This window comes from Brucella oryzae (genome assembly GCF_041929965.1).
Taxonomy (GTDB): domain Bacteria; phylum Pseudomonadota; class Alphaproteobacteria; order Rhizobiales; family Rhizobiaceae; genus Brucella; species Brucella oryzae.
Genome location: NZ_JBHEEO010000003.1, coordinates 149,943 through 174,463, shown reverse-complemented (window position 1 = coordinate 174,463; position 24,521 = coordinate 149,943). Strand labels below are relative to the sequence as shown.

Below are 24,521 nucleotides of genomic sequence, written 5' to 3'. Positions count from 1 at the left end.
CCTATGCCGTTTCGGAAGCCCGCGCATCCGACGATGCAGCTCCAATTTTCTTACGATATTCGCTATAGGCCGCGATCAGCATGTCCTCATCACGATATTGCGGTATCCAGCCAAGCTCGCGCTCGCCCTTCGAAACATCCAGAACGCACATTTCATCGGCGATCAGATATTGCTCCGGGTCCATGATCGGCATGTTCATCCAGTCGAGTAGGCCCAGTGTGCGCTTCACCGCCCAGGCGGGCGTTGGCAGTAAAATAGATTTTGATCCCGCATGACTGATCAGATCACCGAGCAGTTTGCGGACGGGCGGCGGATTGAGCGAACCGAGATTATACACCTCGTTGGGAACGCCAGCCTTGAAAGCAGCCCGTGCCGCCTCTGCACAGTCGAACACCGAAATAAACTGGTAGGGATTTTTGCCTGAGCCGATCATCGGCACCGGCAGATTGCAGTCAATCAGCTTGAACAGCTTTTCCAGAATACCGAGACGGCCGGGGCCAATGATAAGACGCGGACGAAACAGGGAAATATTCATGCCCCGCTCACGCCATTCAATGGCAAGTTCTTCGGTCTTCAGCTTGGAAAACCCGTATTCTCCGAGCGGCTTGCAGGGATGGTCTTCCTTCTGCGGCCAGACATAGGTGTGCCCGTACACCATATCCGTGGTAAAATGGACAAGCTTGTGCGCACCCGCTGCATCCATTGCCTTGATGATGTTTTCCGTCCCGTAATAGTTGACGGGAAAGAAGAAATCATGCCGCTTTGCCCGAACCTGAATGGGCGACAGCATCTTGGCGGAAAGGTTGTAGACCACATCGTCTGCGTGGATACCAAGCCTGCGGATCGCTTCCGGACCGGTTACATCGGTCGCAACAAAGGCGGCATCGGCATAGTGCGGCAGATCGCTTTTCACAATATCCGCGACAATGACTTCATGGCCATCAGCAAGGAGTTTTGGAGCGAGATAACGGCCAACAAATCCATCGCCGCCGAAGATTATATGTCTCATCGCACCGCCCCGGTTTAACTATGCGTCTGCTGGTTTACATTGGCTTCCGCTGGCGGTTCGGATAGCTTGCCGCTTTGCGCGATCAGCACTGTCCCGATGCAGATGAATGCGATGCCTGCGATCTTGTAGGCGCCCAGTTCCTCCCTGAACAAAAGCCAGGCGAACAGAGCAACCGCGACATAAGCAAGGCTAAGGAACGGATAAGCAAACGAAAGATCCACTTTCGACAGCACGTAAAGATGTGACGCCATCGAGACCACGAAGGTCAGCAAACCCGCAAAAATCCAGGGATTGAAGACAATCTGGAACATGCGCTGGATCAGGGTTTCGGCTGAAAAGCTGATCGGTCCGAGCGTCAGCATGCCATATTTAAGCATCAACTGCGCGGCAGCGTTTGTCATGACCGTGAACAGGATGAAGGGAATATATTTCATCACGTTTCCTAACCTGCCGCACCGAGCATCACTGCCGTGCGGCGCCAGAAATTGGAATTGAAAGCCTTATCGCGAAAAACCTCGAAATCGCGCCAGAGCGGATAGCTCGCAGCAAAAACTTCCGCGCTCATCCTTTGGTCCTTATACGGATTGACACGACCACCGGCCTCCACTGTCATCCGGTCCAGACACTCCAGCAATGCCAGCGTCGTATGGCCCCGATTGGGAAAATCCATGGTGAGCGTATATCCCGGCATCGGAAATGACATGAGACCGGGAGATTTTACTGACCCGAAACGCTTGAGCACAGTCAGGAAAGAGACCTGTCCGGCACGGTGGCTTGCCTCAAGCATAGCGGGAATAACCTTTCGGGCTGCATCGAAGGGAATGACGCTTTGGTGCTGGTAAAGCCCTGCCGGACCGTAAAGCCTGTTCCAGTTTCTGACGCCGTCGAGTGGATAGAAGAAGCTTTGATACGGCACTCTACGCGCTGTCCCCTGTCGCCTCTTGCGCTGGAAATAGGCCGCATTGAAAAGCGACAGGCTTGTCTTGTTCAAAAACGAGAATGGCAATTCAAACGGCACGCCAAACCGCCCGGCTGTCGAAATGGCGTCATTAGGCGCGGCAACATGATTACCGACCATCAGCAAGCCTCGACCGTTAGAAAGCTGGTCGAGCCATGCAACAGCATATTCATTTTCATGATCCGCCGCCTCGGCCATATCGAAATATGCATCAAGATCGCGGAAAGGCAGAACCTTTTCTTCGACGTCGAGGCCATCCACCCGCATGAGCCGGATCGTTGCGCGAAGGATTAATCCGGTCAGTCCCATCCCGCCGATTGTGGCCCGGAACAGGTCAATATTTTCCGCATCGGAACATCTGTAATGGACACCGTCCGAGCGAAGCAGATCCAGCCCCTCAACATGACACCCGAAAGTCCCCTGCCGGTGATGGTTCTTACCATGAACGTCATTGGCAATGGCACCGCCGAGCGTCACAAACTGGGTGCCGGGTGTGACAGGCAGGAAATAACCATGCGATGCGACATGAGCGATGATTTCACTCAAGAGCACGCCGCTCTCAGCCGTTAGCAATCCCATATCGGGATCGAAGTACAGTATCCTTTTTCGTACCTGCATAGGCACGAGAAAGCTCGCATCATTATGACAGCTATCGCCATAGGAACGACCATTTCCGAACGGCAACAGGCTCGCATTGCCCGGCAAGGCCTGCGTGAAACCAGTCTCCAGTCTCTCCAGCGGAAGGTATTGCCGCCTTCGCCGGTCAATACGCCCGAAACTGTCGAAAGCATGTTCCATCAGCGCATTCCGGCCACAAGAACTAATACAGCGCCGAGCACGATAACTAGCTGGCTGCGCCAATCCTTGGCGAGAAAGAGGACCGGATCGTCATCCATGTCGCCTCGATGTGCCAATATCCAAACGCGCACATTGATATAGAGTGCGATCGGACCGAGCGGCCATATCAGCCAGGGATAGGTGTAGAGCGTCTTGACGGCATCGCTATTGATATAAAGCGCCAGAACCAGTGCTGCGGTAAATGCAGCCGCAACCCCACACTGCCCAATAATATCGCGATCTTCAGGGCGGTAGCCTCGCCCCAAAATCCGGTCCTTTTCTGTCACTGTAGCGCCCTGCAACTCGACATAGCGCTTCACCAGTGCCAGCGACAGAAAGAAGAACATGGCAAAAGCCATCAGCCAGAACGATGGCGGAATATAGGCAGCCGCCGACCCTCCCAAAAGCCGCAGGCTGTAAAGCCCCGCGAGACAAATCACATCTCCCAACAACATGCGCTTCAAAGCGAAGGTATAGGCGGTTGTGAAAACCAGATAGGTGACAATTGCGAGCGTGAAAGCGGGTGGAAGGAAGAAACAGACGAAAGCCATTAGAATCAACAACAGCGACGCAACGCTTAGACCAAAAGGAATGGATATCTGTCCGCTTGCAAAAGGGCGCTGATTTTTTCGCGCATGTCTTCGATCCACCGGAAGATCAACAATATCATTAACGATATAGATCGCAGACGCTGTAGCAGAGAAGGCGATGAATGCCAGACAAGACGCAATCAACACGTCTGGTTTCAATATGTCATGCGCCAGAATGGCCGGCACAAAGACAAGCAGATTCTTCAGCCACTGATGAACACGCAGCATACGAACATAGGTTCTAATAGTCGGTTTTTCGCCACTGAAAAATTTGCAGCCAGTCCGTTGCTGAAAATGTGCCGCTGCACGATCAGGTGCGACAACGATCGCCTGTCGGGCTGCATCGAAAACCGGCAGGTCATCACGATCATTTCCGGCATAGTCGAATCCCTGTCGCCCATAGTGCTCGACAAGCAGATCAACCTTGCGCTGTGCCGAAAGATTGGTCGTACCGGATGTTGAATAGACAGCGCTGAAAATCCCAAGCTCAGACGCAACAGCCTTGGCCATCGGTTCAGCGGCAGCTGTTGCCAGCACCAAAGTCCGCCCCAACCCATGTTCGCTACGCAGAAATTCCAGAAACTCGGTTCGGTAGGGAAGTCGCGATGCATCGAGCGTTACGCGCTCAGCCACCTGTCGCTTGAGATATGCCTTGCCTGAGAACAGCCACACCGGCAGCATGAAGACGAACAGGATGTTCCTCTTCAAAAGAAGAAAAATACCCTCCCACAGCAGATCGGTCGAAACCAGAGTTCCGTCCAGATCGACTGCCAGCGGCACATCCTTGCTGTTCTGCCCCCGCGTGTCCATTTTCAGCCCTTTTCCGCTCAGGCGTGAATACGGTTCGATCACCCTCTTTCGCCCAAGGCCCTTGTCGTAAAGGGATAGAGGCAGAAACCAAATGAAAAATGAATTTTCCCGTTACAATCAATAATTGATTTGCTGAATACAACTTCTGCTTAAATTTCCTCAATGGTTAAATTACATCATACTGCTTGAAGTTTGCATAGTTTCAGGTTCGCCGGAGTAATTTTTCGGCGAACATTTTGCAGTTTAGATTCCTCTAAACTATTATTATCTTGAACCTGGGAATAGCAAATCGACAAACTTGGCGGCAGTGGGTTGCGGCTGATGATTGGCAAGCCCCGGACGTTCATTAGCTTCAACAAAGATATAGTCCGTCAATTCGGGCTGTTTGACCATGAAATCGATCCCGACAACGGGAATGCCGATTGCTCGTGCAGCCTCGCATGCTGCGCCAACCAGGTCCGGGTGGACGGTTCCGGTCACATCATGGATCGTACCCCCTGCATGAAGATTAGCGGCCTTCCGCACCGTGATCTCGCGGCGGTCTTCTAGAACGGATGCGAGAGACAACCCTTGCTCCTCAAGGCACCTTTTCGTTTCCGCATCGACGGGAATACAGCTTTCCCCACCGGTCGCCGCAGCGCGTCTACGCGATTGTATCTCGATAAGCTTGCGGATGGTTGCCTTGCCATCCCCTACTACCCGCGGCGGGCGACGAACAGCTGCCGCAACGAGTTGGTAGTCGATAATCACCAGCCGTAGATCCTCGCCTTCAAAACACGCCTCTAGCAGCACGCGGTCGCACACGGTTCGCGCCTGTTTAATTGCCGTTCGCAGGTCTTTCATAGTCGAAATGCCAACAGAAATTCCTCTTCCCTGTTCGCCCCGGGCTGGTTTCACCACCAGCTTGCCGTGACGTTTTAGAAAAGCTTCCAGCGCATCATCGTCCGCTTCGGCCGCAATCTGCTCCGACACTGTCAGACCAGCCTTCTCGACGACGCGCCGCGTCACGGCCTTGTCGTCGCAGATTGACATCGCTACACCCGATGTCATTTCAGACAAGCTCTCACGGCAATGGACGGAACGCCCGCCATAGGAGAGGCGGAAAAAGCCGCCTTCAGCATCGGTTATTTCAACCTGAATACCACGACGCACCGCTTCATCCACGATTATGCGAGCATAGGGATTGAGCGCATCGAAGGTTTCCAGATGCGAGGCGAAAAATTTCTCGTTGATTGCGTTCTTACGCTTTATCGCGAAGAGCGGAACGCGGCGAAACTTCAGCTTTTCATAGAGCCTTATGGCGTTTTCGTTGTCATGCAGAACCGAGAGATCGATATGGCTCAAACCGCGAGCCTGAAAATGCTCGGCAAGTTTTCGCACCAGTTTTTCACCGATACCCGGCTGCCGCGCTTGAGGATGAACTGCAAGACACCAAAGCGAAGCACTGCGATCAGGATCATCAAAAAGGCGCTGATGGTCGATGCCCGTTACAGTGCCAACAATTTCGCCGGTAGCATCGTCCTGAGCCACGAAATAAGTAACAGCACGGTTGTCTCGCTCCGATGAGAAAAAGTCGGGACGCAGTTGAACCATGCCACAGGCCGCATAGACGGCGTTGATGCCTTCCGCGTCCACTTCGGAGACTGCGCGACGTATGGTGATGCCACGTATCCGTCGCCCGCCCGGTCGATAGGTCGCAAGTTCAATCCGGTATGTATGCGACGGATCGAGAAATATCTCATGTGGTGCGAGTGACAGCAGTACATGAGGATCGCTGACGTAAAAGACGATATCGCGGCTCGCTGGCGCTTCCCCCCGCAATGCTTCCACTATGGCTTCATTGGTCTCGAAGGTCTGCGCGAAAAGTAGTCGACCCCAGCCGCAATCGACAACCACATCCTGCTTGCGATCTTCGCTTCCCGCCTTGTCATGGCCGTGCGCATGTTCCTGATAAAAGCCTGCGCTTTCAGGTGTACGCAAGCGCGTAAGACGGTGCGAAAAGGCTTTGCGACCTTTCGCTTTCTGCCGGGTCATATCCACCTCACCGGTTTTCCGCATTTCATGCCTCCTGGGTCTGAAGCCACATTTCGAGGAGGCCGGCCTGCCACAGTTCCGAACCACGCAATGGCGTGATGTGTTCAGACGGCTTTGCAAACAGGCGTTCAAGATAATCGCGCTGGAAAAGTCCGCGCTCCCTCGCTTTTTGTGAAGAGAGGGCATCGCGAAGCATATCGAGATAAGGCCCGGCGATATATTTGAGTTGCGGCACCGGGAAATATCCCTTCTTGCGGTCAATGACTTCGCTTGGAACGACCTTCCTCGCCACATCCTTAAGGATACCCTTGCCGCCGTCACGCAGTTTTTCCTCCGGCGGAATGCGGGCGGCAAGCTCGACCAGTTCATGATCCAGAAATGGCACCCGCGCTTCAAGCCCCCAGGCCATCGTCATGTTGTCCACACGCTTGACCGGATCATCCACGAGCATCACATTCGTATCAAGCCGCAAGGCACGGTCGACAGGCGTGTCGGCGCCATCCTGCAGCAGATATTCTTCGAGAAATTGCTGACTGTAATCACGTTCCGGCATCCATTCCGGCGATAGCTGCGTGGCGAGAACGTCATGCGAGCGGTCACGGAACCCTTTGGCATAGTCGCTGACGACATCGTTGGAATCGACTAGCGGTGGATACCAGTGATAGCCGCCGAAAACTTCATCTGCCCCCTGCCCCGACTGGACAACCTTGATATGCTTCGAAACCTCCTTGGAAAGGAGGTAGAAGCCGACATTATCATAGGACACCATTGGTTCGGACATTGCCGCGATCGTTCCCGGCAGGGCATCCATGAGATCTGCCGAGGGCACAAAAATCTTATGATGTTCGGTGCCAAAATGCTCGGCGATCAGATCGGAATAGACAAATTCGTCGCCTTTTTCCCCGTTTGCTTCCTCAAAGCCAACTGAAAAACTCATCAGGCCCGATTGACCGGCCTCAGCAAGCAGACCGACGATCAGGCTGGAATCCACCCCGCCGGATAAAAGCACGCCGACCGGCACGTCGGAAATCATCCGGCGCTTGACAGCGACACGCAGCATGGCGAGCAATTGCTCCTGCCATTCCTCGCGGTTCAATGCGCCGTCGCCGGGCAGTCGGCGATAAGGCGCCTGCCAATAAATACTGTCGCTGAAACTGCCATTTGGTTCGTAGACGCGGATCGTAGCCGGGGGGAGCTTTCGAACACCATTATAGATCGTGCGCGGTGGCGGCACGACGGCGTGAAAGCTCATGTAATTGTGCAAGGCTGCGCGGTCTATCGACGTGTCGATGCCACCAGCCTTGACCAGAGCGGGCAGCGAAGATGCGAACCGCAAGGCACCGTTCACTTCGGCCAGATAGAGCGGTTTAACGCCAAACCTGTCACGCGCGAGGATAATTCTGCCCGTATCACGCTCATGGATGGCGAAGGCAAACATGCCGAGAAAGCGCTTAATACAATTTTCGCCCCATGCATGCCAAGCCTTGAGAATGACTTCCGTATCGCCATCGGAAAAGAACTTATAGCCCTTCTGTTCCAGTTCGGTGCGCAATTCGCGAAAATTATAGATGCAGCCATTGAACACTAGTGTCAGGCCGAGATCGGCATCGATCATAGGCTGCTGCGACTTTTCGGAGAGATCGAGGATTCTTAGTCTTCGGTGTCCGAAACCGATATTGCCCCGGATCACAATCCCGGATGCGTCCGGTCCACGAGGACTGAGCACATCCGCCATTTTCGAGACTGCCGAAACTGACGGCGAACCACCGTCGAACCTGACTTCTCCGCAAATACCACACATAAAAAGGGTCGAAACCTCCATTGTCGTTCACAAACAAACAAGGCCGTCGCATCTGTTATGGCGGCGGCCTGCATAATTGCTAATGCGGGAGCGCCGGGATGGTTCCCAACTTTTTGGGCCCGTTACACCGTTTCCCTGATCGATCCCTCCTTGGAAAGCATATATCTTTCGGCAGACACCATATGCTCATACGCAATACAACGGGCATCTTCGCTGCGATTTTCAACGAGCGCCGTCAGTAATCGATGCTGAAAGATGAGCCCTTCCTCACGTGAGGCTGGTGTCGGATCGGCATAGATTGCACGTGCGATTGGTAGGCTTCGCAACAAATTATGGGTCAATCCACAGATGAAACCCAGCAAACGGTTGGGACAAAGCTGCGCCAGCAACGAATGGAAATCCAGCTCCGCGACACGCTGGCGATACTGGTCGTCGAGATCGACCGGCGGGCGGTCATAGACCCGCATTGTATTTTCCAGCCGGGCAATGTCATCGTCAGTCAATCTTCCTGACAGGATGGCCGCAACCTCTGGCTCGAGAAGCTTGCGGATGGCGTAGACTTCGGCAAGGCTCGGCTGGTCGAAGAAAAAATAGCTCCCCAGCATTTCCATTGCGTGCTGGGCAGAAGGTTCAGCCACAAAAGCGCCACCGCCGGGGCCGCTGCGCGTAAAAATCAGCCCCTGCGTCTCCAGCGCCTTCATCGCTTCGCGCACCGTCCCCTTGGCGGCCTTGAACTGATCAATCAGTTCCTTTTCCTGTGGCAGTCGATCTCCCGGTTTCAATGCATCGGAACGGATAACATCCTTGATACGGTCGGCGATCTCCTCGGGTCGCCGACGGGCTTTGGCCTCCCTCGTACGCGATTGCGGTTGGTGATCGGAATTCCGGCCCGTCCTGACCATATCTTGCTACTCTCTCCTGATGCGCGGTGCGCTTTCCACGAGTTGTCGTGTATAGGCATGTTCCGGTCTGGCAAAAAGATCGCTTGCGGTCGCTTCCTCAACGATTTCCCCGAAATACATCACCGCAACCCTGTCGGAGATGGCTTCCACCACAGCTAGGTCGTGACTGATGAAGAGATAGGAGAGACCGAACTCTTTCTTCAATTGATCCAGAAGCAAAAGAACCTGCGCCTGAACAGAGACGTCCAATGCGCTAACCGGTTCATCGAGCACCACGATTTCCGCTTCGGCAGCCAGCGTTCGCGCAATGGCGATACGTTGTGCCTGCCCGCCTGAAAATTCGTGCGGATAGCGTTCCAGCGTATCCTTCGGCATCTGAACGGCGTCCAGCAACTGGATCATGCGTTGTTTCCGTCGAGCGGAATCCAACCCGTTCAGAAGCTTGAGAGGCGTTTCCAATATCTGCCGGATCGTCTTTCTCGGATTGAGCGAAGCAACAGGATCCTGAAAGACATATTGTATGACCTTGCCGAACGCCCGCGCACCGGAATTTCGCAATTCATGCGCATCGCGGCCAGCAATTGTCATCGTACCGCCCGTCGGTTCTGTCAGACCGACAAGCATTCGGGCGAGCGTGCTTTTGCCCGATCCGCTTTCACCGACAATCGCCAATGTCTCGCCGCTTCTCAGATCGAACGAAACATTTTTAACGGCCTCGACCTTGTGACGCTCTTTCCCCAGAAGTGTTCGTCCGCCACCGAAGGTTTTGGTGAGTTCCCGAACGCTGATCGCATTTTCGCTCATCCTGCCGCCTTTCCGTGTTCTCGCTTGAAGAGACCCGCCACACGATCCAGGAAACCGGCGCCCTGCCCAAGTTCGGGAACGCAGGCTATCAAGCGTCTCGTATAGATGTGCTGCGGGTTGGAAAGAACTTCAGATGTCGTGCCTGTCTCGACAATCTCGCCACCTTTCATTACCGCCACGCGGTCGCAAATCTCCGAAACCACTCCAAAATCATGGGTGATAAACAGGAGAGCCATGCCGCGCTCGCGCTGGAGATCACGCAGCAATTCGAGAATCCTCGCCTGTACGGTGACATCGAGCGCCGTGGTCGGCTCATCTGCAATAATGATATCGGGATCGTTGGCCAAAGCCATGGCAATGCCTACACGCTGGCGTTGGCCACCTGAAAGCTGGTGCGGATAGTGATTAGCCCGCTCCGCAGCATCCGGAATGCCAACCTTGTCAAGAAGCGCAATCGCCTGTTCCCGCCGCTCGCTGGCTCCAATCCGCCGATGCGCTGCAATCGCTTCCTCGACCTGCCGTCCGATCGGATACATGGGATGCAAGGTCGTCAGCGGGTCCTGAAACACGTAGGCAACTCTTGCGCCCCGTGCCGCCGTCAACTCGGTTTCAGACATTGCAAGAACGTCCCGGTCACCGAGATAGATCGCACCATTGCGGATAAGTCCGGGTGGGGATGCCACCAGCCCCATCACCGACAAAGCAGTTACGCTCTTGCCCGATCCGCTCTCCCCTATCAGACCGAGACATTCGCCGCGTTCAAGCTCCAGTGAAACATTGCGGACAGCGGGGGTGAAATGCCCGCCATTGACAAAGCCCGTTTCCAAACCCGCAATCGAAAGAGCGTTGCCACTATCCCTGATTACGGGTGATGAACGGTCCTTGGCAATATCGGTTACCGCTCCCGGCCGCGCCAGCGCACCCGAGCGCAATCGCGGATCGAGAACATCACGCACTCCGTCTCCCAATACATTGAGACTGATGACCAGCAGGAAAATCATCAAGCCCGGCACGATGGAGACGTGCGGGGCATTGAACAGTTGGGCACGTCCCTCACCAAGCATGGAGCCGAGATCGGCCTGCGGCGGCTGTGCACCAAGACCGAGAAAGCTCAAGCCCGCCGTTTCAAGGATCATCCAGCCTGCGGTTGTGGACATGGTAATGACGATAACCGGCAGCACATTGGGCAGCACTTCGCTTAACAGGATCGAAACCGGACTTTTCCCGGAGAGCCGGGCAGCATCAATAAACTCACGATGCGCGAGACCAAGCGTAACCCCGCGAACATTACGCGCGAAGAACGGAATATTGACCACTGCAATCGCATAGAGAGCATTCATCAGACCGGGTCCAAGCACCGCCACGATAGCCAATGCCAGCAGAATATAGGGAAACGCCATCAGCATATCGATGCCGCGCATCATCAGGTTGTCGGTTCGTCCGCCCGCATAGCCAGCCACAAGCCCGATAGCAGAACCGATAATTGCTGCAATCAGCGTCGCTGCAAAACCAACCGCCACAGAAACCCGCGTGCCCCATATGACACGGCTCAATATATCGCGCCCGAGCTGATCCGTTCCCAGAAGATGCCCCTCGCTGAATATGGGTTTCAATCGCATTGCGGGAGAAGTGGCATCGGGATCGGGAAGCGGAAGAACCGGAGCCAGCAAAATGACAAGGCAGATCAGGACCAGTAGAAAAAGGCCGAAAGCTGCCAGACGATTGCTCATCAGGAGACGCCAGGAGGACATGCGACCAGCCACTGGCGCGGCAGAAATTTCTGGAAGCGCGCTCATGAGCGTATCCTTGGATCGAGCATGGTCTGGATGACATCAGCCAGCAGATTGAAGAGGACATAACTGGCGGCGACCACAAGTACGCCACCCTGCACCAGCAGAATATCGCGGGTGGAAATGGCTTTCACCAGCATGGCGCCGATACCCGGCCACTGGAACACGGTCTCGATGTAGACAGCGCCACCCAGAACGAAACCTGCCTGAATACCTATAACGGGAATGACGCTGACCAGTGCGGCGCGAAACGCATGACCGTAAATCACGCGACGTTCGTTGAGACCTTTGGCCCGGGCCGTCCGGATATAGTCCTGGCGAAGCACTTCCAGCATCGCGCTGCGGGTCAGACGCGCGATCACGCCTGCCGCCACCACGGCCAGCGTCGTGGCGGGAAGGATCAGATGCCATAGCAGATCCTTCAGGTCACCGCCGCCATAAACGGCATACATGCCGGAGGCTGGCAGAATGCGCCAATGAACCGCGAACAGATAGATCAGGAGCAGTCCCAACCAGAATGAAGGAATGGAAATTCCGGCAAGCACGATGAAAGTGATCGTCCTATCCGCCCATCCGAACTGGCGCACTGCCGAAACGATGCCTGCAAGCAGCCCGAACACAGAACAGAGCACCAGTGCTACGCCCGCGAGGACGAGTGTAGCCTGAAAACGTTCGAAAACCTCGTCCAGCACCGGACGATTGAGCACGAAGGAACGCCCGAAATCTCCATGCAGGAGATTGCTCATCCAGATGAAGTATTGTTGCAGCAATGGCTTGTCGAGACCGAGATCGCGATTGATCCGCTCTACATTTTCCGGTGTTGCGTATGATCCGAGCAACGCGGTTGCCGTGTCACCCGGGATCATTGCCATGACAAGAAAAACGATGATCGAGAGCCCGAGCAACACAGGAACAACGGCCAAAAGTCGCTTGAGGATATAGGCTGGCATGAATGCCCTCCTCGCTTATTCCTTGGTAACGTCTTTCAAATGCAGCAGGAAGGACGGCTGCAGCTTGAAACCCTTGACGGCAGCAGTGGTGACTGCGTTCTGTTTCCAGTTCGCCACGAACAGCCATGGTGCATCGTCATGGACGATGCTCTGCACTTCGCCATAAAGCTTGCCGCGCTCGGTTTGATCGGTCGATGACCGCGCCTTTTCCAGAAGCTCATCCACTTTGGGGTTGGAATAGTAACCGGAATTGAAGCCGCCCTTGTCCGGCAATGCATCGCTGCGAAGCGTCAGATAGGGCACCGTGTCCGGATCATTGGTCATCCACGCCATCTCTGCCATATCGGCCTTGCCCTCCAGTCCCGGATTGACCCTGCCAAGGAAGGTGTTCCACTCATAGGTTTCAATCTTGACCTTGAAGCCCACAGCCTGAAGATCGGCCTGTATTGCGGCCCCCATGGTGATTGGATCGAGCATACCCGACCCGCCTTCCGTTACGTAAAACGTTATCTCGGGATTGCTTGCACCAGCTTCGGCAAGGAGCGCCTTGGCCTTTTCCGGATCATAGGGATAGGGTTCGGTTTTGTTCTCGACCCAGTTGAAGGCTGGCGGAATCGGCCCCGCAGCGACGGTTGCGGACCCCTGCAGAACATTGTCGACAAGCCCCTGCTTGTTGACCGCATAGTTAGCCGCCTGACGCACTTTCTTATCCGCGAACGGACCGCTTTTCGCGTTCAGGATGGTGAACCAGACATGAGGGCCTGCCTGTTCGGCAACCGCGAAATTTGCATCCTGCTTGAAAGTGGCAAGATTATCCGGCGGAACTTCCACCATGACATCCAGCCCGCCAGCCATCATCTCTGCGACACGGGTATTAGCATCGGTGATCGGACGGAACACGATTGCTTCCAATGCTGGCGCTTTATCCCAATAATCGGGATTGCGTTCGACCACCACACGCTGGCCCGACTGCCATTCGGCGAACTTGAACGGACCTGTGCCTGATGGGTGACGACCAAATTCCTTACCGTATTTCTTGACCGCCTCCGGTGAAACGATCAGGCCGGTTGGGTAGGCCAGATTGGACAGGAACGGCGCAAAAGGTTCCTTCAGCTTGAATTCAACAGTGTGTTCGTCAAGCGCATTGACTGCATCAATGGACGAGAAGTTGAACGAGAGCGGGAATGGCCCGGTGTTATAAAACGGATGATCTTCCTTCAGCATTCTGTCGAAGTTGAACTTGACGGCTTCGGCATTGAAATCCGATCCGTCATGGAACTTTACGCCCTGACGCAGCTTGAACGTATAGGTTTTTCCGTCATCCGAAATCGTCCAGCTTTCCGCCAGAGCTGGTTCAACTTCCAGCGTTCCGTCCTTGTAGCGCACAAGGCCGTCATAAATATTGACGAGGATGCGGAAATCATTGGTGGCCGTGACTGTATGCGGATCGAGCGATTGCGGCTCTGCAATCTGCCCGACAATCAGCACATTGGGCGGCGTTTGCGCCAGCGCGACTGTGCCGGCCCCAGCGACTGAAAGCGCCATAGCAGTCAGGACGGCACGGAATAACCTTCTCATAGGGTTCCCCTTCATTTGTCAAATCCGTCAGACTCTAATTTATAGGCATAAATCAACGACTATCAATGAATTATCATAATTAATTTTTGCGAGACTAAAAAACGGGCCTGAGCCCGCTTGTGATTTCAGAAAGTTCAGAGCCTATTCTGCAGGCGTATCCTCCGGTCTCAAATCCTGCTCTGCCTTGGTCGATTTCTGATGCGTGAAACCTTTGAGGCCCTTGGCGGTTTCCTCGGCATCGCGCTTGATCTCGACTTCGCTCATCGCGTAGTGAACCGTAAGTTTGGCAATGGAAGTCAGCGCACTCAGATGAATGCGCTCATAACCATGCGAGGCATCGACACCGAAGGTCAGCAAAGCCGTGCGCACATCATGTCCTGCCTCGACCGCAGAGGCGGCATCGGACCGGTAATAGCGGAACACATCCTTCTGGACCTGAATGTCATGCTCTCCGCATAGCTCGTGGAGTTTCTTCGTCAGATGGTAATCGAACGGTCCAGTCTGGTCCGCCATGGCGAGCGTAACACCGAACTCCGATGAATTCTGGCCCGGTGCGGTGGTGCCATTATCGATAGCAACCAGCGAGGCAATATCCGGCACAACAATCGCAGAAGCACCCACCCCAACTTCCTCGCCGATCGTAAACAGCCAATAGCTGTCGACCGGTGTTTCCACATTGGCTCTCTGCATCGCTTCGAGAGCCGCAAGCATGATGGCGACACCTGCCTTGTCATCGAGGTGGCGCGAGACAATGAAGCCATTATCGATGAATTCGGGCGCGGGATCGACAGCCACTATGTCACCGACATCGATACCGAGCTGCAGCAGATCATCACGATTTCGGGCGAGCGCGTCGACACGGAGTTCGACATAGGGCCAACCGACCGGCTGCGTATCGACTTCCTCATTGAATGTATGGCCGGAAGCTTTCAGCGGCAGGATCGAACCGCGATAAATTCCTTTGGACGAGAAGATAGAAACGCGGGCACCTTCGGCGAAACGTGCCGACCAGTTGCCGATGGAAACCAGCTCCAGCCGCCCGTTTTCCTTCAGATATTTTACCTGCGCGCCGAGCGTATCGACATGCGATACAATCCCGCGTGCCGGTCTCTCCGTGAGGCCCGCCCTGCGCGCCCGAATAGCACCCCGGCGCGTCAGCATAACCTCAAGCCCAAGATGCTCAAGCTCTCGCGCAACGTAACGCACGGCTTCGTCGGTAAAGCCGGTGGGGCTGGGTATGGCAAGAAGCGCCTTGAGCCGTGTTACGAGATAGTCCTGATCGATTGTAATAGCGGTCTGCATCATGCATGTGTCGCAAAACAAGACCGTAACGTCAACGTCATGTCCGTAGCGGAAGGTTTCGGCGCCGGTATCACACGGCGCCGAGATGAGATCAGAAACTCCAATCTTCATCCTCGGTCGCGACCGCCTTGCCGATGACGTAAGACGAGCCGGAACCGGAGAAAAAGTCGTGGTTTTCGTCCGCATTCGGCGAAAGAGCGGACAGAATCGCCGGGTTGACCTTGCATGCTTCAGCCGGGAAGAGTGCCTCATAGCCGAGGTTCATGAGGGCTTTGTTGGCGTTGTAGTGCAGGAATTTCTTGACGTCTTCGGTCAAGCCAACACCATCGTAGAGCGCCTCGGTGTAGCGAACTTCATTGTCGTAAAGTTCCAGCAGAAGCTCGAAGGCAAAATCCTTGATCGTCTGCTTCTGCTCTTCGTTCAGCCGCTCCAGTCCGCGCTGGAATTTATAACCAATGTAATAGCCATGCACGGCTTCATCCCGAATGATGAGCCGGATAAGATCGGCCGTATTCGTCAGCTTTGCCCGGCTCGACCAGTACATGGGCAGATAAAAGCCAGAATAGAACAGAAAGCTCTCCAGAAAGACACTGGCGATCTTCTTTTTCAGCGGATCATCCGCGCGATACTGGTCCAGGATCAGGACAGACTTGCGCTGCAGGAATTCGTTTTCCTCGGACCAACGATAGGCATCGTCAACATCCGGCGTCAGACACAGCGTCGAGAAGATCGACGAATAAGACCGCGCATGAACTGCCTCCATAAAGGAGATGTTAGACAGCACCGCTTCTTCATGCGGTGTCGCTGCATCATCCATCAGTTTCACTGCGCCGACTGCGTTTTGGATCGTGTCGAGAAGCGTCAGCCCAGTGAAAACGCGGATCGTCAGCTGCTTTTCCTGCGGTTTCAGCGTCTCCCATGACTGAATGTCATTGGAAAGCGGCACTTTTTCCGGCAGCCAGAAATTGCCGGTCAGACGGTTCCAGACCTCAAGGTCTTTCTCATCTTCGATCCGGTTCCAGTTGATCGCGCGCACGGCTGCAGGCTTCGTGTTCTTGGTCTTCACTTGAATATTCATGGTCATCACCAGTGGTCAGAGGGCGCAGGAAACGCAGCCCTGCACTTCCGTGCCGGAGAGCGCCATCTGGCGCAGGCGGATGTAATAGATAGTCTTGATGCCCTTCTTCCACGCGTAGATCTGCGCGCGGTTGATGTCGCGGGTGGTTGCCGTATCGCGGAAGAACAATGTCAGAGACAGACCCTGATCGACGTGCTGCGTCGCCGCCGCATAAGTATCGATGATCTTCTCCGGCCCGATCTCATAGGCATCCTGATAATAATCGAGATTGTCATTGGTCATGAAGGCTGCCGGATAGTAGACGCGACCGATCTTGCCCTCCTTGCGGATTTCAATCTTCGACACGATCGGATGAATCGAGGATGTTGAATGATTGATGTAGGAGATGGAGCCCGTCGGCGGCACGGCCTGAAGGTTCTGGTTATAAAGTCCGCCCTCCATCACCGCGTTTTTCAGGTCGCGCCAGTCGTCTTGCGACGGGATCGCAATGCCAGCCTTTTCGAAGATTTCGCGAACCTTTTCGGTCGCCGGTTCCCAAAGCTGATCGGTATATTTATCGAAATATTCGCCCGACGCATATCTGGATTTCTCGAACCCCTTGAACGATTTCCCCGTTTCCATCGCAATCCGGTTCGATGCGCGGATTGCGTGATAGGTCACCGTATAAAAATAGATATTCGTGAAATCGACGCCTTCCTCCGAGCCGTAGTAAATCCGCTCGCGGGCGAGATAACCATGCAGGTTCATCTGGCCGAGACCGATGGCATGGCTTTCATCATTCCCTCGGGCGACCGACGGCACGGAACCTATATGGCTCATATCGGAAACTGCAGTCAGAGCGCGGATGGAGGTCTCGATGGTCTTGCCGAAATCGGGCGAGTCCATTGCTGCTGCAATGTTGAGCGAACCCAGATTGCACGAAATATCCTTGCCGAGATGATCATAGGAAAGGTCTTCGCCGAAGATGCTCGCCTCACTCACCTGGAGGATTTCCGAACAGAGATTGCTCATGGTGATGCGTCCGTCGATCGGATTGGCGCGATTCACCGTGTCCTCGAACATGATATAGGGATAACCGGATTCGAACTGGATTTCCGCCAGCACCTGAAAGAACTCGCGCGCATTGATCTTCTTCTTGGTAATACGCGCCTCATCGACCATTTCCCGATATTTTTCGGTGACCGAAATCTCGGTCAGCGGTACGCCGTAAACCCGCTCCACATCATAGGGCGAGAAGAGGTACATATCCTCGTTATTCTTCGCGAGTTCGAAGGTAATGTCCGGAATGACCACACCAAGCGACAAGGTTTTGATACGGATTTTCTCGTCGGCGTTTTCCCGCTTCGTGTCGAGAAAACGCATGATATCCGGGTGGTGTGCGTGCAGATAGACAGCGCCAGCGCCTTGCCGCGCGCCGAGCTGATTGGCGTAGGAAAAGGAATCCTCAAGAAGCTTCATCACCGGAATGATGCCGGATGACTGATTCTGGATCTGCTTGATAGGGGCGCCCGCCTCGCGAATATTGGTAAGGCTCAAGGCCACCCCGCCACCCCGTTTCGACAATTGCAGAGCCGAATTGATGGAGCGGCCGATGGACTCCATATTGTCCTCGACACGCAGCAGAAAACACGAGACGAGCTCGCCGCGCTGTTTCTTTCCCGCATTGAGGAATGTAGGCGTCGCAGGCTGGTAGCGGCCTGAAATGATCTCTTCCATCAGATCGTGCGCAAGCTGCTCATTGCCGCGTGCCAGCGCCAGCGCCACCATGCAGACGCGGTCTTCATAGCGCTCCAGATAGCGCTTTCCGTCGAAGGTTTTCAGCGTATAGCTGGTGTAATATTTGAATGCGCCGAGAAAGGTCGGAAACCGGAATTTCTTCGCATAGGCTTCGTCGAAAAGATCGCGCACGAAATTGAAGGAATACTGGTCCAGCACGTCCTGTTCGTAATAACCTTCCGTCACCAGATAATCGAGCTTTTCCCGCAAGTTATGGAAAAAGACGGTGTTCTGGTTCACGTGCTGGAGGAAATATTGCCGCGCAGCCTGCCGGTCGCGATCAAGCTGGATTTTCCCCTCGTCATCATAGAGGTTCAGCATCGCGTTAAGCGCGTGATAATCCATCCCGTCCGAGGATTTTGACGGTGTGCTGCTGTTGGTAGTTGTCGCTAGAGGCGCATCCTGCACCGCTGGCCATGCCTCGCGCTCCCGGATCAGGGTCGTGTCTGCCGTGTCCAAAATCGTTCCATCCCGTTTTTGACATTGCCAATGTCCTCATCGGTTCCCAGAAGCTCGAAGCGGTAGAGATAGGGAACCTGACATTTGGCGGAGATAATGTTGCCGGCGATACAGAAAGCCTCGCCGAAATTGCTGTTTCCCGCGGCAATCACGCCGCGGATGAAAGAGCGGTTGCTCTCGTCGTTGAGGAAGCGGATCACAGGCTTGGGGACAGCGCCCTTGGAGCCGCCGCCACCATATGTGGGCGTCACGAGCACGAACGGCTCACGCACCTGCAATCCGCCTGAACCGTCCATCGGGATACGGTTCGACCGCATTCCAAGCCGCTCGACAAACCGATGCGTATTCTCCGATCGGCTGGAAAAATAGACGATCAGGCTCATGTGACCGCAGCCCTCAGGCGAGCGCGCTGATCATATCGGGCCGGAAGCCCGCCCAATGGGATTCACCCGCGACCACCACCGGCACCTGGCGATAACCCATGCCCTGAACGAGATGGAAAGCATCGGCATCGGCGGAAATATCGATGACTTCATATTCGATACCCTGGCGGTCGAGGGCGCGGGTGGTGGCCGTGCATTGGACGCAGGCGGGCTTGCTGTAAACGGTAACGTTCATTTTTTTCTCGCTGGTTGGGAGGACGCAAAGAGCCGTTCGCGCATCGCAAAATGCGCGTTGAAAGACACAAGACAGGGGATCGGCCAGCCGCAAATAAGCAGCCTGACCGCACAAACTATGCCGCGAAGGGAGGACCGGAACCGAAACTGAATAGACTGAACATGGACTTCACCCCGAAGTTATGAGCATTTCCAGCAAAAGTGCGAAGCGGCTTTGCTTAAGGTAATGCGTAAAAACAAAGCGGAAGTTCGGGGCAGCAATCGGCAAGGCAATAGTTTGCCACACATAATTGCGCGCCAACCGGACACCCCGCCCGTGGACGTACTCGTTCAAGGCAGGTCTCCTGGCTCACGGATCAACGTTCTGTCCGCCTTCCCAGCCAAAGCCAGTGACATGATGAACAGAACTCTCCGCTTACAGTTGCGGGGGCAGCTCCGGCATTGCCGCATCCATCATGGATGAAACGCACCGAATTCCCGTCTTAGCTTTCGATCCAACGAATCGAAAGAACCTAGAACACTATATATAGTAGCTGAAGTAAAAATCCCGTCAACGGGTAGTTGGCGGCAAAACGTAAAATGAGCGGGCCATTCTGGCAGCCCTGTGAATAGCAGGGATTATCGCTGTTTATCTTGCGGGTTTGATCGGTTTCGGTCTGAACTCCGATTTAATCGCCTTGAGCGCCATGCGGTCTACCAGCGTTGGGGCGATAAGTTTCAACCACCGCCCGAATCGCATCTGGCGCGTCATCAACACTTCACGCTTGCGCGCCTCCACGCCATCCAGCATCAACCGCACAGCTTCCTCGACGGGCATCATGTCATCTTCCCGCACACCGCTCGTTCCAAGAGCGGCACCGCTTGCACCATAACCGACTTTGCGAATGTCGGTTTTGACGACACCCGGATAGACGATTGTCACGGAAATACCGCTGGGGGTCAGTTCCGCGCGAAGCGCCTCGCAGAAGCCTGAGAGGGCGAACTTCGTTCCGCTATAGGCGGTGCGCCCCGGCACACCGATCAACCCGGCAACAGAAGAAACAGCAACGATCCGCCCCTTGCTGGCGGCAAGATGCGGAAGTGCAGCATGAATAGGCCAGACACTGCCCCAATAGTTCAACTCCATCAGGTCATGCATCCAATCGAGATCATCCGGCTTGATCTCGGCAAAATTGGCATGGGCCGACATGCCCGCATTCACAATCAGCGTATCGATGCGACCATAGGCGGAAACCGCCTTGTCGATCAGGGCGATGCAGGCAGCGCGATCCTTTACGTCGGTGGGTATCACAAGGGCCGAGCTGCCCAGTTGCCGCAATTCGGCGGCCAGATTTTCCAGATTTTCCACATTACGCGCAGCGAGCACAAGAGCAGCATTGGCGCGGTCACGCCGGGCAATCTGCCGTGCAGTTTCTGCACCTATTCCTTCCGATGCTCCCGTTATGATCGTCACATCCATGCGAGGCCCTCCCTGCCTGTCGATCCGATGACAGGCAAGGTACAGGCAGGGCAATCCGCGCGTCTAGTGATTTAGATCTTGCGCGATAGAATGGCGGCGATAGCGAGACCGCCGATCAGCGATATGTGTTCCAGTGCCACCGTCATATCCCGGAACGCCTCTTCTCCTTCTTTCGCCCAGAACGGATGAGCGATGGGAATAGTAAAAATCGTAAAGACAGCAAGAGCACCACAAGCCAGCCAGGCGCCACGGTTGAGGATGATCATCAACGACCCGCCGATTTGCAGAAGCAGGGTGGCAGTGTTGAACAGCCAGCCAGGATAAAGTCCAAGACCTTCCATCTCTGCGGCATTGGCACCGAAATCGAAGAGCTTGGCCAGACCGCTAGACCAGAAAACGAAGGTGAGGACGATCCGCGCCAGCAAAAGACTGGCGCGGGACTCGAGAATATCAGCAATGAGACGCGGCATCGATCAGTCCTTTCCACCGGTAATCCGGATGACCTTGAATGCCACGGCAACCGCGATTGCTGGCGCGAGCGCGAAAATCACCGAAAGCCAGAGCGAGGCATTTGCCGCCCCCTCCACGCCGCCGGGCACGGCAATACCCGCAAAATTAGCTACCATGCCCGCGCAAGCCGTTCCGAAGGCGATAGCGAAGAGCTGCACGGTCGTCATTCCACCCGCCGCAAGATCCTGCTCGGTCGATGGAGCGCTCTGATAGACGCGCGTGACAAGGCTTGGCCAGGCAAGGCCGATCCCAAAACCGATCAGGATGAGCCCAAGGCAAACGGGCGCGAGCAGCGACCAGTTACCATTACCATGGATCGGAAGAAACACGGCGAGCAGGACGAGACCGGCAAGCGCGAGAATAGGCCCTGCTACGACAAGCTTGTCGCCACCTTTCTCCTGCCATTTGGAACTCAGGAAGGAAGCGATAGTCCAGCCGATAGCCATCAGTGCCGCCAGATAACCCGCCCATAGCGGAGACTGGCCGTGAAGGTGCTGAAGCAGATAAGGCACGTAGATTTCAGGCTGCATACTGAGCATCAAAAGCGCGATCGTAAGGTAGAGCACCCCCAGCGGGGTCGACAGACTGAATGAACGGCGCGGCAGGAGACGTGCCTTGGCGTCGCGATCAACGACTGCGATGATGGCGATCATGAATATCGCAGCGCCCAGGCCAACGATCTTCCATAGCGTCTCCTGAGACAGGCTGCCGGCCGAGACGGCAAGGACCGCGCCCGTCAGCAGGATAAGCTGAAGAACCGGAATGGAAACGCGTTCATTCTTGTCCCAGCTCGAGCGCGGCAAGGTCGCAAACGCGACCACGGCGAAAAGACCCGCAACAGGCAGCAAGGACCAGAAGGCAGCACGCCATGCGCCATATTCGGCAAAGATGCCGCCTATTGCTGGCCCGATCAGCGTTGCCACGCCGAACATTGCGGAAATGAGGCCTATCGCCCGCCCCCACAGACGTTCGGGCAGCACGACACGGGTAAGACCATAAGCAAGCGCGTAGAGGAACCCACCGCCAAGCCCCTGCACACTCCGCCCCGCCAACATGACCGGCATGTTGATGGCAAGGGATGAAATCAGTGTACCGGCTGCGAACAATAGGGTCGCGACCACATAAGCGCCCCGGGGGCCAGCGCTTTTCAGGAGCCGTGCAGTGAGCGCGGCACCCAAGATAGAGGCAACAACAAACAACGTCGTGGCCCAGGCATAAAAGTCCATGCCGCCAATATCCTGCACCACACTCGGCATGACTGTGGTGGCAATATACATGTTCACGGCATGAAGCGTGACGCCGCCCGCCAAAGCCAAGGCATAAAGGCCATTTTTGCCGCTTAGAAGCTCACCCCAACCCGCAGGCTTATGTTCTGCATTCCCCGCCGGAATTGTCTCTTCGATCGAACTTTGCACTGTCGGCCTCCATGAACTGAATTGTTGCCGACCGGTTTATAGGACCTCAACCTTGATTGAGGTCAATAGGCTATTTCCATTGCAAACACCGAGTTCTGGACGATCCGAAATTCGGCCCAAATCCACGGAAAAACCGCCACGGCGAACGAGCGCAATGGCGGTCGGGAGGGTTCGGTTCGGACGCTGGGAAGTCAGATCGGATTGTCCGTCTTGACCATCAACCTTCTGGGACCGGCACCCTGTTGGCCAAGGACGTCATCGGGATTACGCAGTGGGCATTCGGAAAGCGAGAGACAACCGCAACCGATACAGCTCGTTATCTGATCGCGAAGCTGCATCAGACTGTCGATACGTTCCTGAAGCATATCTTTCCAGGCTTCCGAAAAGCCTTTCCAGTCCTCTGCCGTCGGGACGTGGTCGTGCGGAAGATCCGCCAGGGCTTCACGAATGATCGCCAGAGGGATGCCTGCGCGTTGCGCGATCTTGATGATAGCGATGCGGCGCAACACAGCACGGTGATAGCGACGCTGATTTCCCTCTGTACGCCACCCCTCAATCAGGCCCTTGGTTTCATAGAAATGGACTGTCGAAACAGCCACGCCAGCACGCCGCGAAACGTCACCAACGGTGAGACTTTTCTTGAGACCGGATTGTTCCATATCGTCTAACTCAATCATGCCGATTGTGTAGGCTGCTACCCCACAACAACGCAAGACATCTCATAAATCCATGTCATGTCTCAGCGCGCGATAGTTGCGACGCGCCCACAACAATGGACGTGAGTGCAAAGGCAGATCGGTGTTCGTTACCAGCCCGGCAAAGAGCGTATGATCCGCAATTGGAACGCTGCCCGCCAATTCACAATCGATAGCGGCCGAAGCGCCAAAGAGATGCGGTCTGCCTGACGGCCACTCGCCCCACACGCCGATCAGAAAACGTTGCGCATGCGGTATCTTGCCTGCAAAGGCATCACCGATCATTTCCTGGCCCTCTGCGAGCATGGCAAGCGAGAAACCGCCATCAGTCATGATTGCCGCAGCCAGCGCGCTATCGCTTTTTACCGACACCAGAACCATCGGCGGTTCCGCCGAAAGCGATAGCACTGCAGTTACCGTGCGGCCGTGGGCTTCACCAGCGTCATGCGCCGTTACCACGGACACGGTAGCCGCCATCCGCGACATCGCGTCCGCGAATTCTCGTTTAGAAACGGCGCCGATTGGGTCGCGATCTATATGCAGCACGTTTCTGTTCAACATCTTGCGAACCCTTCAGATTGAATACCTATGTAGTACCGGTCGGAAACGCCCCGCAGCGTTTCCGACCGGCCATGGCCTTGCGGCGGGATACCCGCTCGGCCACATCGGCTGGAAACAGCTACTCGGAATGCTGCTTCAAATAAGCAATCATGTTCTCAAGATCCTTGTCCTTGGTCAGACCAGCAAACACCATCCAGGTACCTTTCACCTTGGCTTGGGGTCTCTTGAGAAAACTCTTCAGTTCGCCTTCGTTCCAGACAAGGCCTTCGGCAGCTGCCTTACGCATCGCATCCGAATAGGGATAGCCGGGATAGGAAGCGGCCTTGCGTCCGACGACGCCTTTTAACGACGGGCCACGCTTGCTCTCATCAGCATCTGCCGTGTGGCAGACAGAGCATCGTTTGAAGAGTTTCTCTCCCGCCACGACATCGCCTTCATCGCCGAAGGCAGCTGTCGAGACAATAAGGGCGGTAGAAAAAGCCAGAGGAACAAGAAGAAGCGATAAGCGCATGGACGATACTCCAGATAATCGGCCATGCCTCTCTAATTCCTCAACCTTAGTTGAGGTCAAGTGCAAATCGCGTTT

General features: G+C 55.2%; 22 protein-coding genes and 1 riboswitch. All 22 genes read right to left on the bottom strand.

Features of this window, described 5'->3' with window-relative positions; all coding sequences use genetic code 11:
- Position 1: 1 nt before the first annotated feature.
- The 22 genes from JNC70_RS04270 to JNC70_RS04165 all read right to left on the bottom strand — a co-directional run bounded on the left by JNC70_RS04270 (position 2) and on the right by JNC70_RS04165 (position 24,446).
- Positions 2 to 1,009: an NAD-dependent epimerase/dehydratase family protein gene (locus JNC70_RS04270; protein WP_104755574.1), complete on the bottom strand. Its 1,008-nt coding sequence runs from the start codon at positions 1,007 to 1,009 to the stop codon at positions 2 to 4.
- Positions 1,010 to 1,023: 14 nt separating this feature from the next.
- A complete protein-coding gene (locus JNC70_RS04265) occupies positions 1,024 to 1,443 on the bottom strand; it encodes an EamA family transporter (RefSeq protein WP_104755575.1) in 420 nt (139 codons plus the stop codon).
- An 8-nt stretch (positions 1,444 to 1,451) separates the two neighbouring features.
- The gene (locus JNC70_RS04260) at positions 1,452 to 2,765 is read right to left on the bottom strand and encodes an FAD-binding oxidoreductase (protein WP_104755576.1); all 1,314 of its coding nucleotides are present in this window, start codon (positions 2,763 to 2,765) and stop codon (positions 1,452 to 1,454) included.
- A complete protein-coding gene (locus JNC70_RS04255) occupies positions 2,765 to 4,204 on the bottom strand; it encodes a UbiA family prenyltransferase (protein ID WP_104755577.1) in 1,440 nt (479 codons plus the stop codon). Before JNC70_RS04255 ends, JNC70_RS04260 begins: the two co-directional genes overlap by 1 nt.
- A 264-nt stretch (positions 4,205 to 4,468) precedes the next feature.
- Positions 4,469 to 6,262: an N-acetylglutaminylglutamine synthetase gene (gene ngg / locus JNC70_RS04250; protein WP_104755578.1), complete on the bottom strand. Its 1,794-nt coding sequence runs from the start codon at positions 6,260 to 6,262 to the stop codon at positions 4,469 to 4,471.
- A gap of 1 nt (position 6,263) precedes the next feature.
- Positions 6,264 to 8,039 carry an N-acetylglutaminylglutamine amidotransferase gene (locus tag JNC70_RS04245; RefSeq protein WP_104755722.1) on the bottom strand — a complete coding sequence of 592 codons (1,776 nt, stop codon included), beginning with the start codon at positions 8,037 to 8,039 and terminating at the stop codon, positions 6,264 to 6,266.
- A gap of 122 nt (positions 8,040 to 8,161) precedes the next feature.
- A complete protein-coding gene (locus JNC70_RS04240; RefSeq protein ID WP_104755579.1) occupies positions 8,162 to 8,941 on the bottom strand; it encodes a FadR/GntR family transcriptional regulator in 780 nt (259 codons plus the stop codon).
- A 6-nt stretch (positions 8,942 to 8,947) separates the two neighbouring features.
- Positions 8,948 to 9,745, bottom strand: a complete 798-nt coding sequence (locus tag JNC70_RS04235) for an ATP-binding cassette domain-containing protein (RefSeq protein WP_104755580.1) — start codon at positions 9,743 to 9,745, stop codon at positions 8,948 to 8,950.
- On the bottom strand, positions 9,742 to 11,541 hold the full coding sequence (locus JNC70_RS04230) for a dipeptide/oligopeptide/nickel ABC transporter permease/ATP-binding protein (protein WP_104755581.1): 1,800 nt from the start codon (positions 11,539 to 11,541) through the stop codon (positions 9,742 to 9,744). Before JNC70_RS04230 ends, JNC70_RS04235 begins: the two co-directional genes overlap by 4 nt.
- On the bottom strand, positions 11,538 to 12,485 hold the full coding sequence (locus tag JNC70_RS04225) for an ABC transporter permease (RefSeq protein ID WP_104755582.1): 948 nt from the start codon (positions 12,483 to 12,485) through the stop codon (positions 11,538 to 11,540). Before JNC70_RS04225 ends, JNC70_RS04230 begins: the two co-directional genes overlap by 4 nt.
- Positions 12,486 to 12,500: 15 nt before the next feature.
- Positions 12,501 to 14,063, bottom strand: coding sequence for an ABC transporter substrate-binding protein (locus JNC70_RS04220; protein ID WP_104755583.1), 1,563 nt, complete (start codon positions 14,061 to 14,063; stop codon positions 12,501 to 12,503).
- A 141-nt stretch (positions 14,064 to 14,204) separates the two neighbouring features.
- Positions 14,205 to 15,365, bottom strand: a complete 1,161-nt coding sequence (locus tag JNC70_RS04215) for an osmoprotectant NAGGN system M42 family peptidase (RefSeq protein WP_104755723.1) — start codon at positions 15,363 to 15,365, stop codon at positions 14,205 to 14,207.
- A gap of 91 nt (positions 15,366 to 15,456) precedes the next feature.
- Entirely contained in the window at positions 15,457 to 16,443 is a 987-nt protein-coding gene (gene nrdF / locus JNC70_RS04210) for a class 1b ribonucleoside-diphosphate reductase subunit beta (protein ID WP_104755724.1), read from the bottom strand.
- Between the two features lie 15 nt (positions 16,444 to 16,458).
- Positions 16,459 to 18,678, bottom strand: coding sequence for a class 1b ribonucleoside-diphosphate reductase subunit alpha (gene nrdE, locus JNC70_RS04205; RefSeq protein ID WP_104755584.1), 2,220 nt, complete (start codon positions 18,676 to 18,678; stop codon positions 16,459 to 16,461).
- A complete protein-coding gene (gene nrdI, locus JNC70_RS04200; protein WP_061346667.1) occupies positions 18,654 to 19,061 on the bottom strand; it encodes a class Ib ribonucleoside-diphosphate reductase assembly flavoprotein NrdI in 408 nt (135 codons plus the stop codon). The genes nrdE and nrdI overlap by 25 nt, the downstream gene beginning before the upstream one ends.
- A 13-nt stretch (positions 19,062 to 19,074) precedes the next feature.
- Positions 19,075 to 19,296: a glutaredoxin-like protein NrdH gene (gene nrdH / locus JNC70_RS04195; RefSeq protein WP_061346668.1), complete on the bottom strand. Its 222-nt coding sequence runs from the start codon at positions 19,294 to 19,296 to the stop codon at positions 19,075 to 19,077.
- A 316-nt stretch (positions 19,297 to 19,612) separates the two neighbouring features.
- Positions 19,613 to 19,826: riboswitch (cobalamin riboswitch) on the bottom strand.
- 97 nt (positions 19,827 to 19,923) lie between these two features.
- Entirely contained in the window at positions 19,924 to 20,754 is an 831-nt protein-coding gene (locus JNC70_RS04190; RefSeq protein ID WP_104755585.1) for an SDR family oxidoreductase, read from the bottom strand.
- A 71-nt stretch (positions 20,755 to 20,825) separates the two neighbouring features.
- Positions 20,826 to 21,224: a DoxX family protein gene (locus JNC70_RS04185; protein ID WP_104755586.1), complete on the bottom strand. Its 399-nt coding sequence runs from the start codon at positions 21,222 to 21,224 to the stop codon at positions 20,826 to 20,828.
- A gap of 3 nt (positions 21,225 to 21,227) precedes the next feature.
- A complete protein-coding gene (locus JNC70_RS04180; RefSeq protein WP_104755587.1) occupies positions 21,228 to 22,679 on the bottom strand; it encodes an MFS transporter in 1,452 nt (483 codons plus the stop codon).
- Between the two features lie 191 nt (positions 22,680 to 22,870).
- Entirely contained in the window at positions 22,871 to 23,338 is a 468-nt protein-coding gene (soxR, locus tag JNC70_RS04175) for a redox-sensitive transcriptional activator SoxR (protein WP_104755588.1), read from the bottom strand.
- Positions 23,339 to 23,398: 60 nt separating this feature from the next.
- Complete coding sequence (locus tag JNC70_RS04170) at positions 23,399 to 23,935, bottom strand: flavin reductase family protein (protein ID WP_104755589.1); 537 nt, start codon at positions 23,933 to 23,935, stop codon at positions 23,399 to 23,401.
- Positions 23,936 to 24,053: 118 nt separating this feature from the next.
- A complete protein-coding gene (locus tag JNC70_RS04165) occupies positions 24,054 to 24,446 on the bottom strand; it encodes a c-type cytochrome (protein ID WP_211693765.1) in 393 nt (130 codons plus the stop codon).
- Positions 24,447 to 24,521 lie beyond the last annotated feature (75 nt).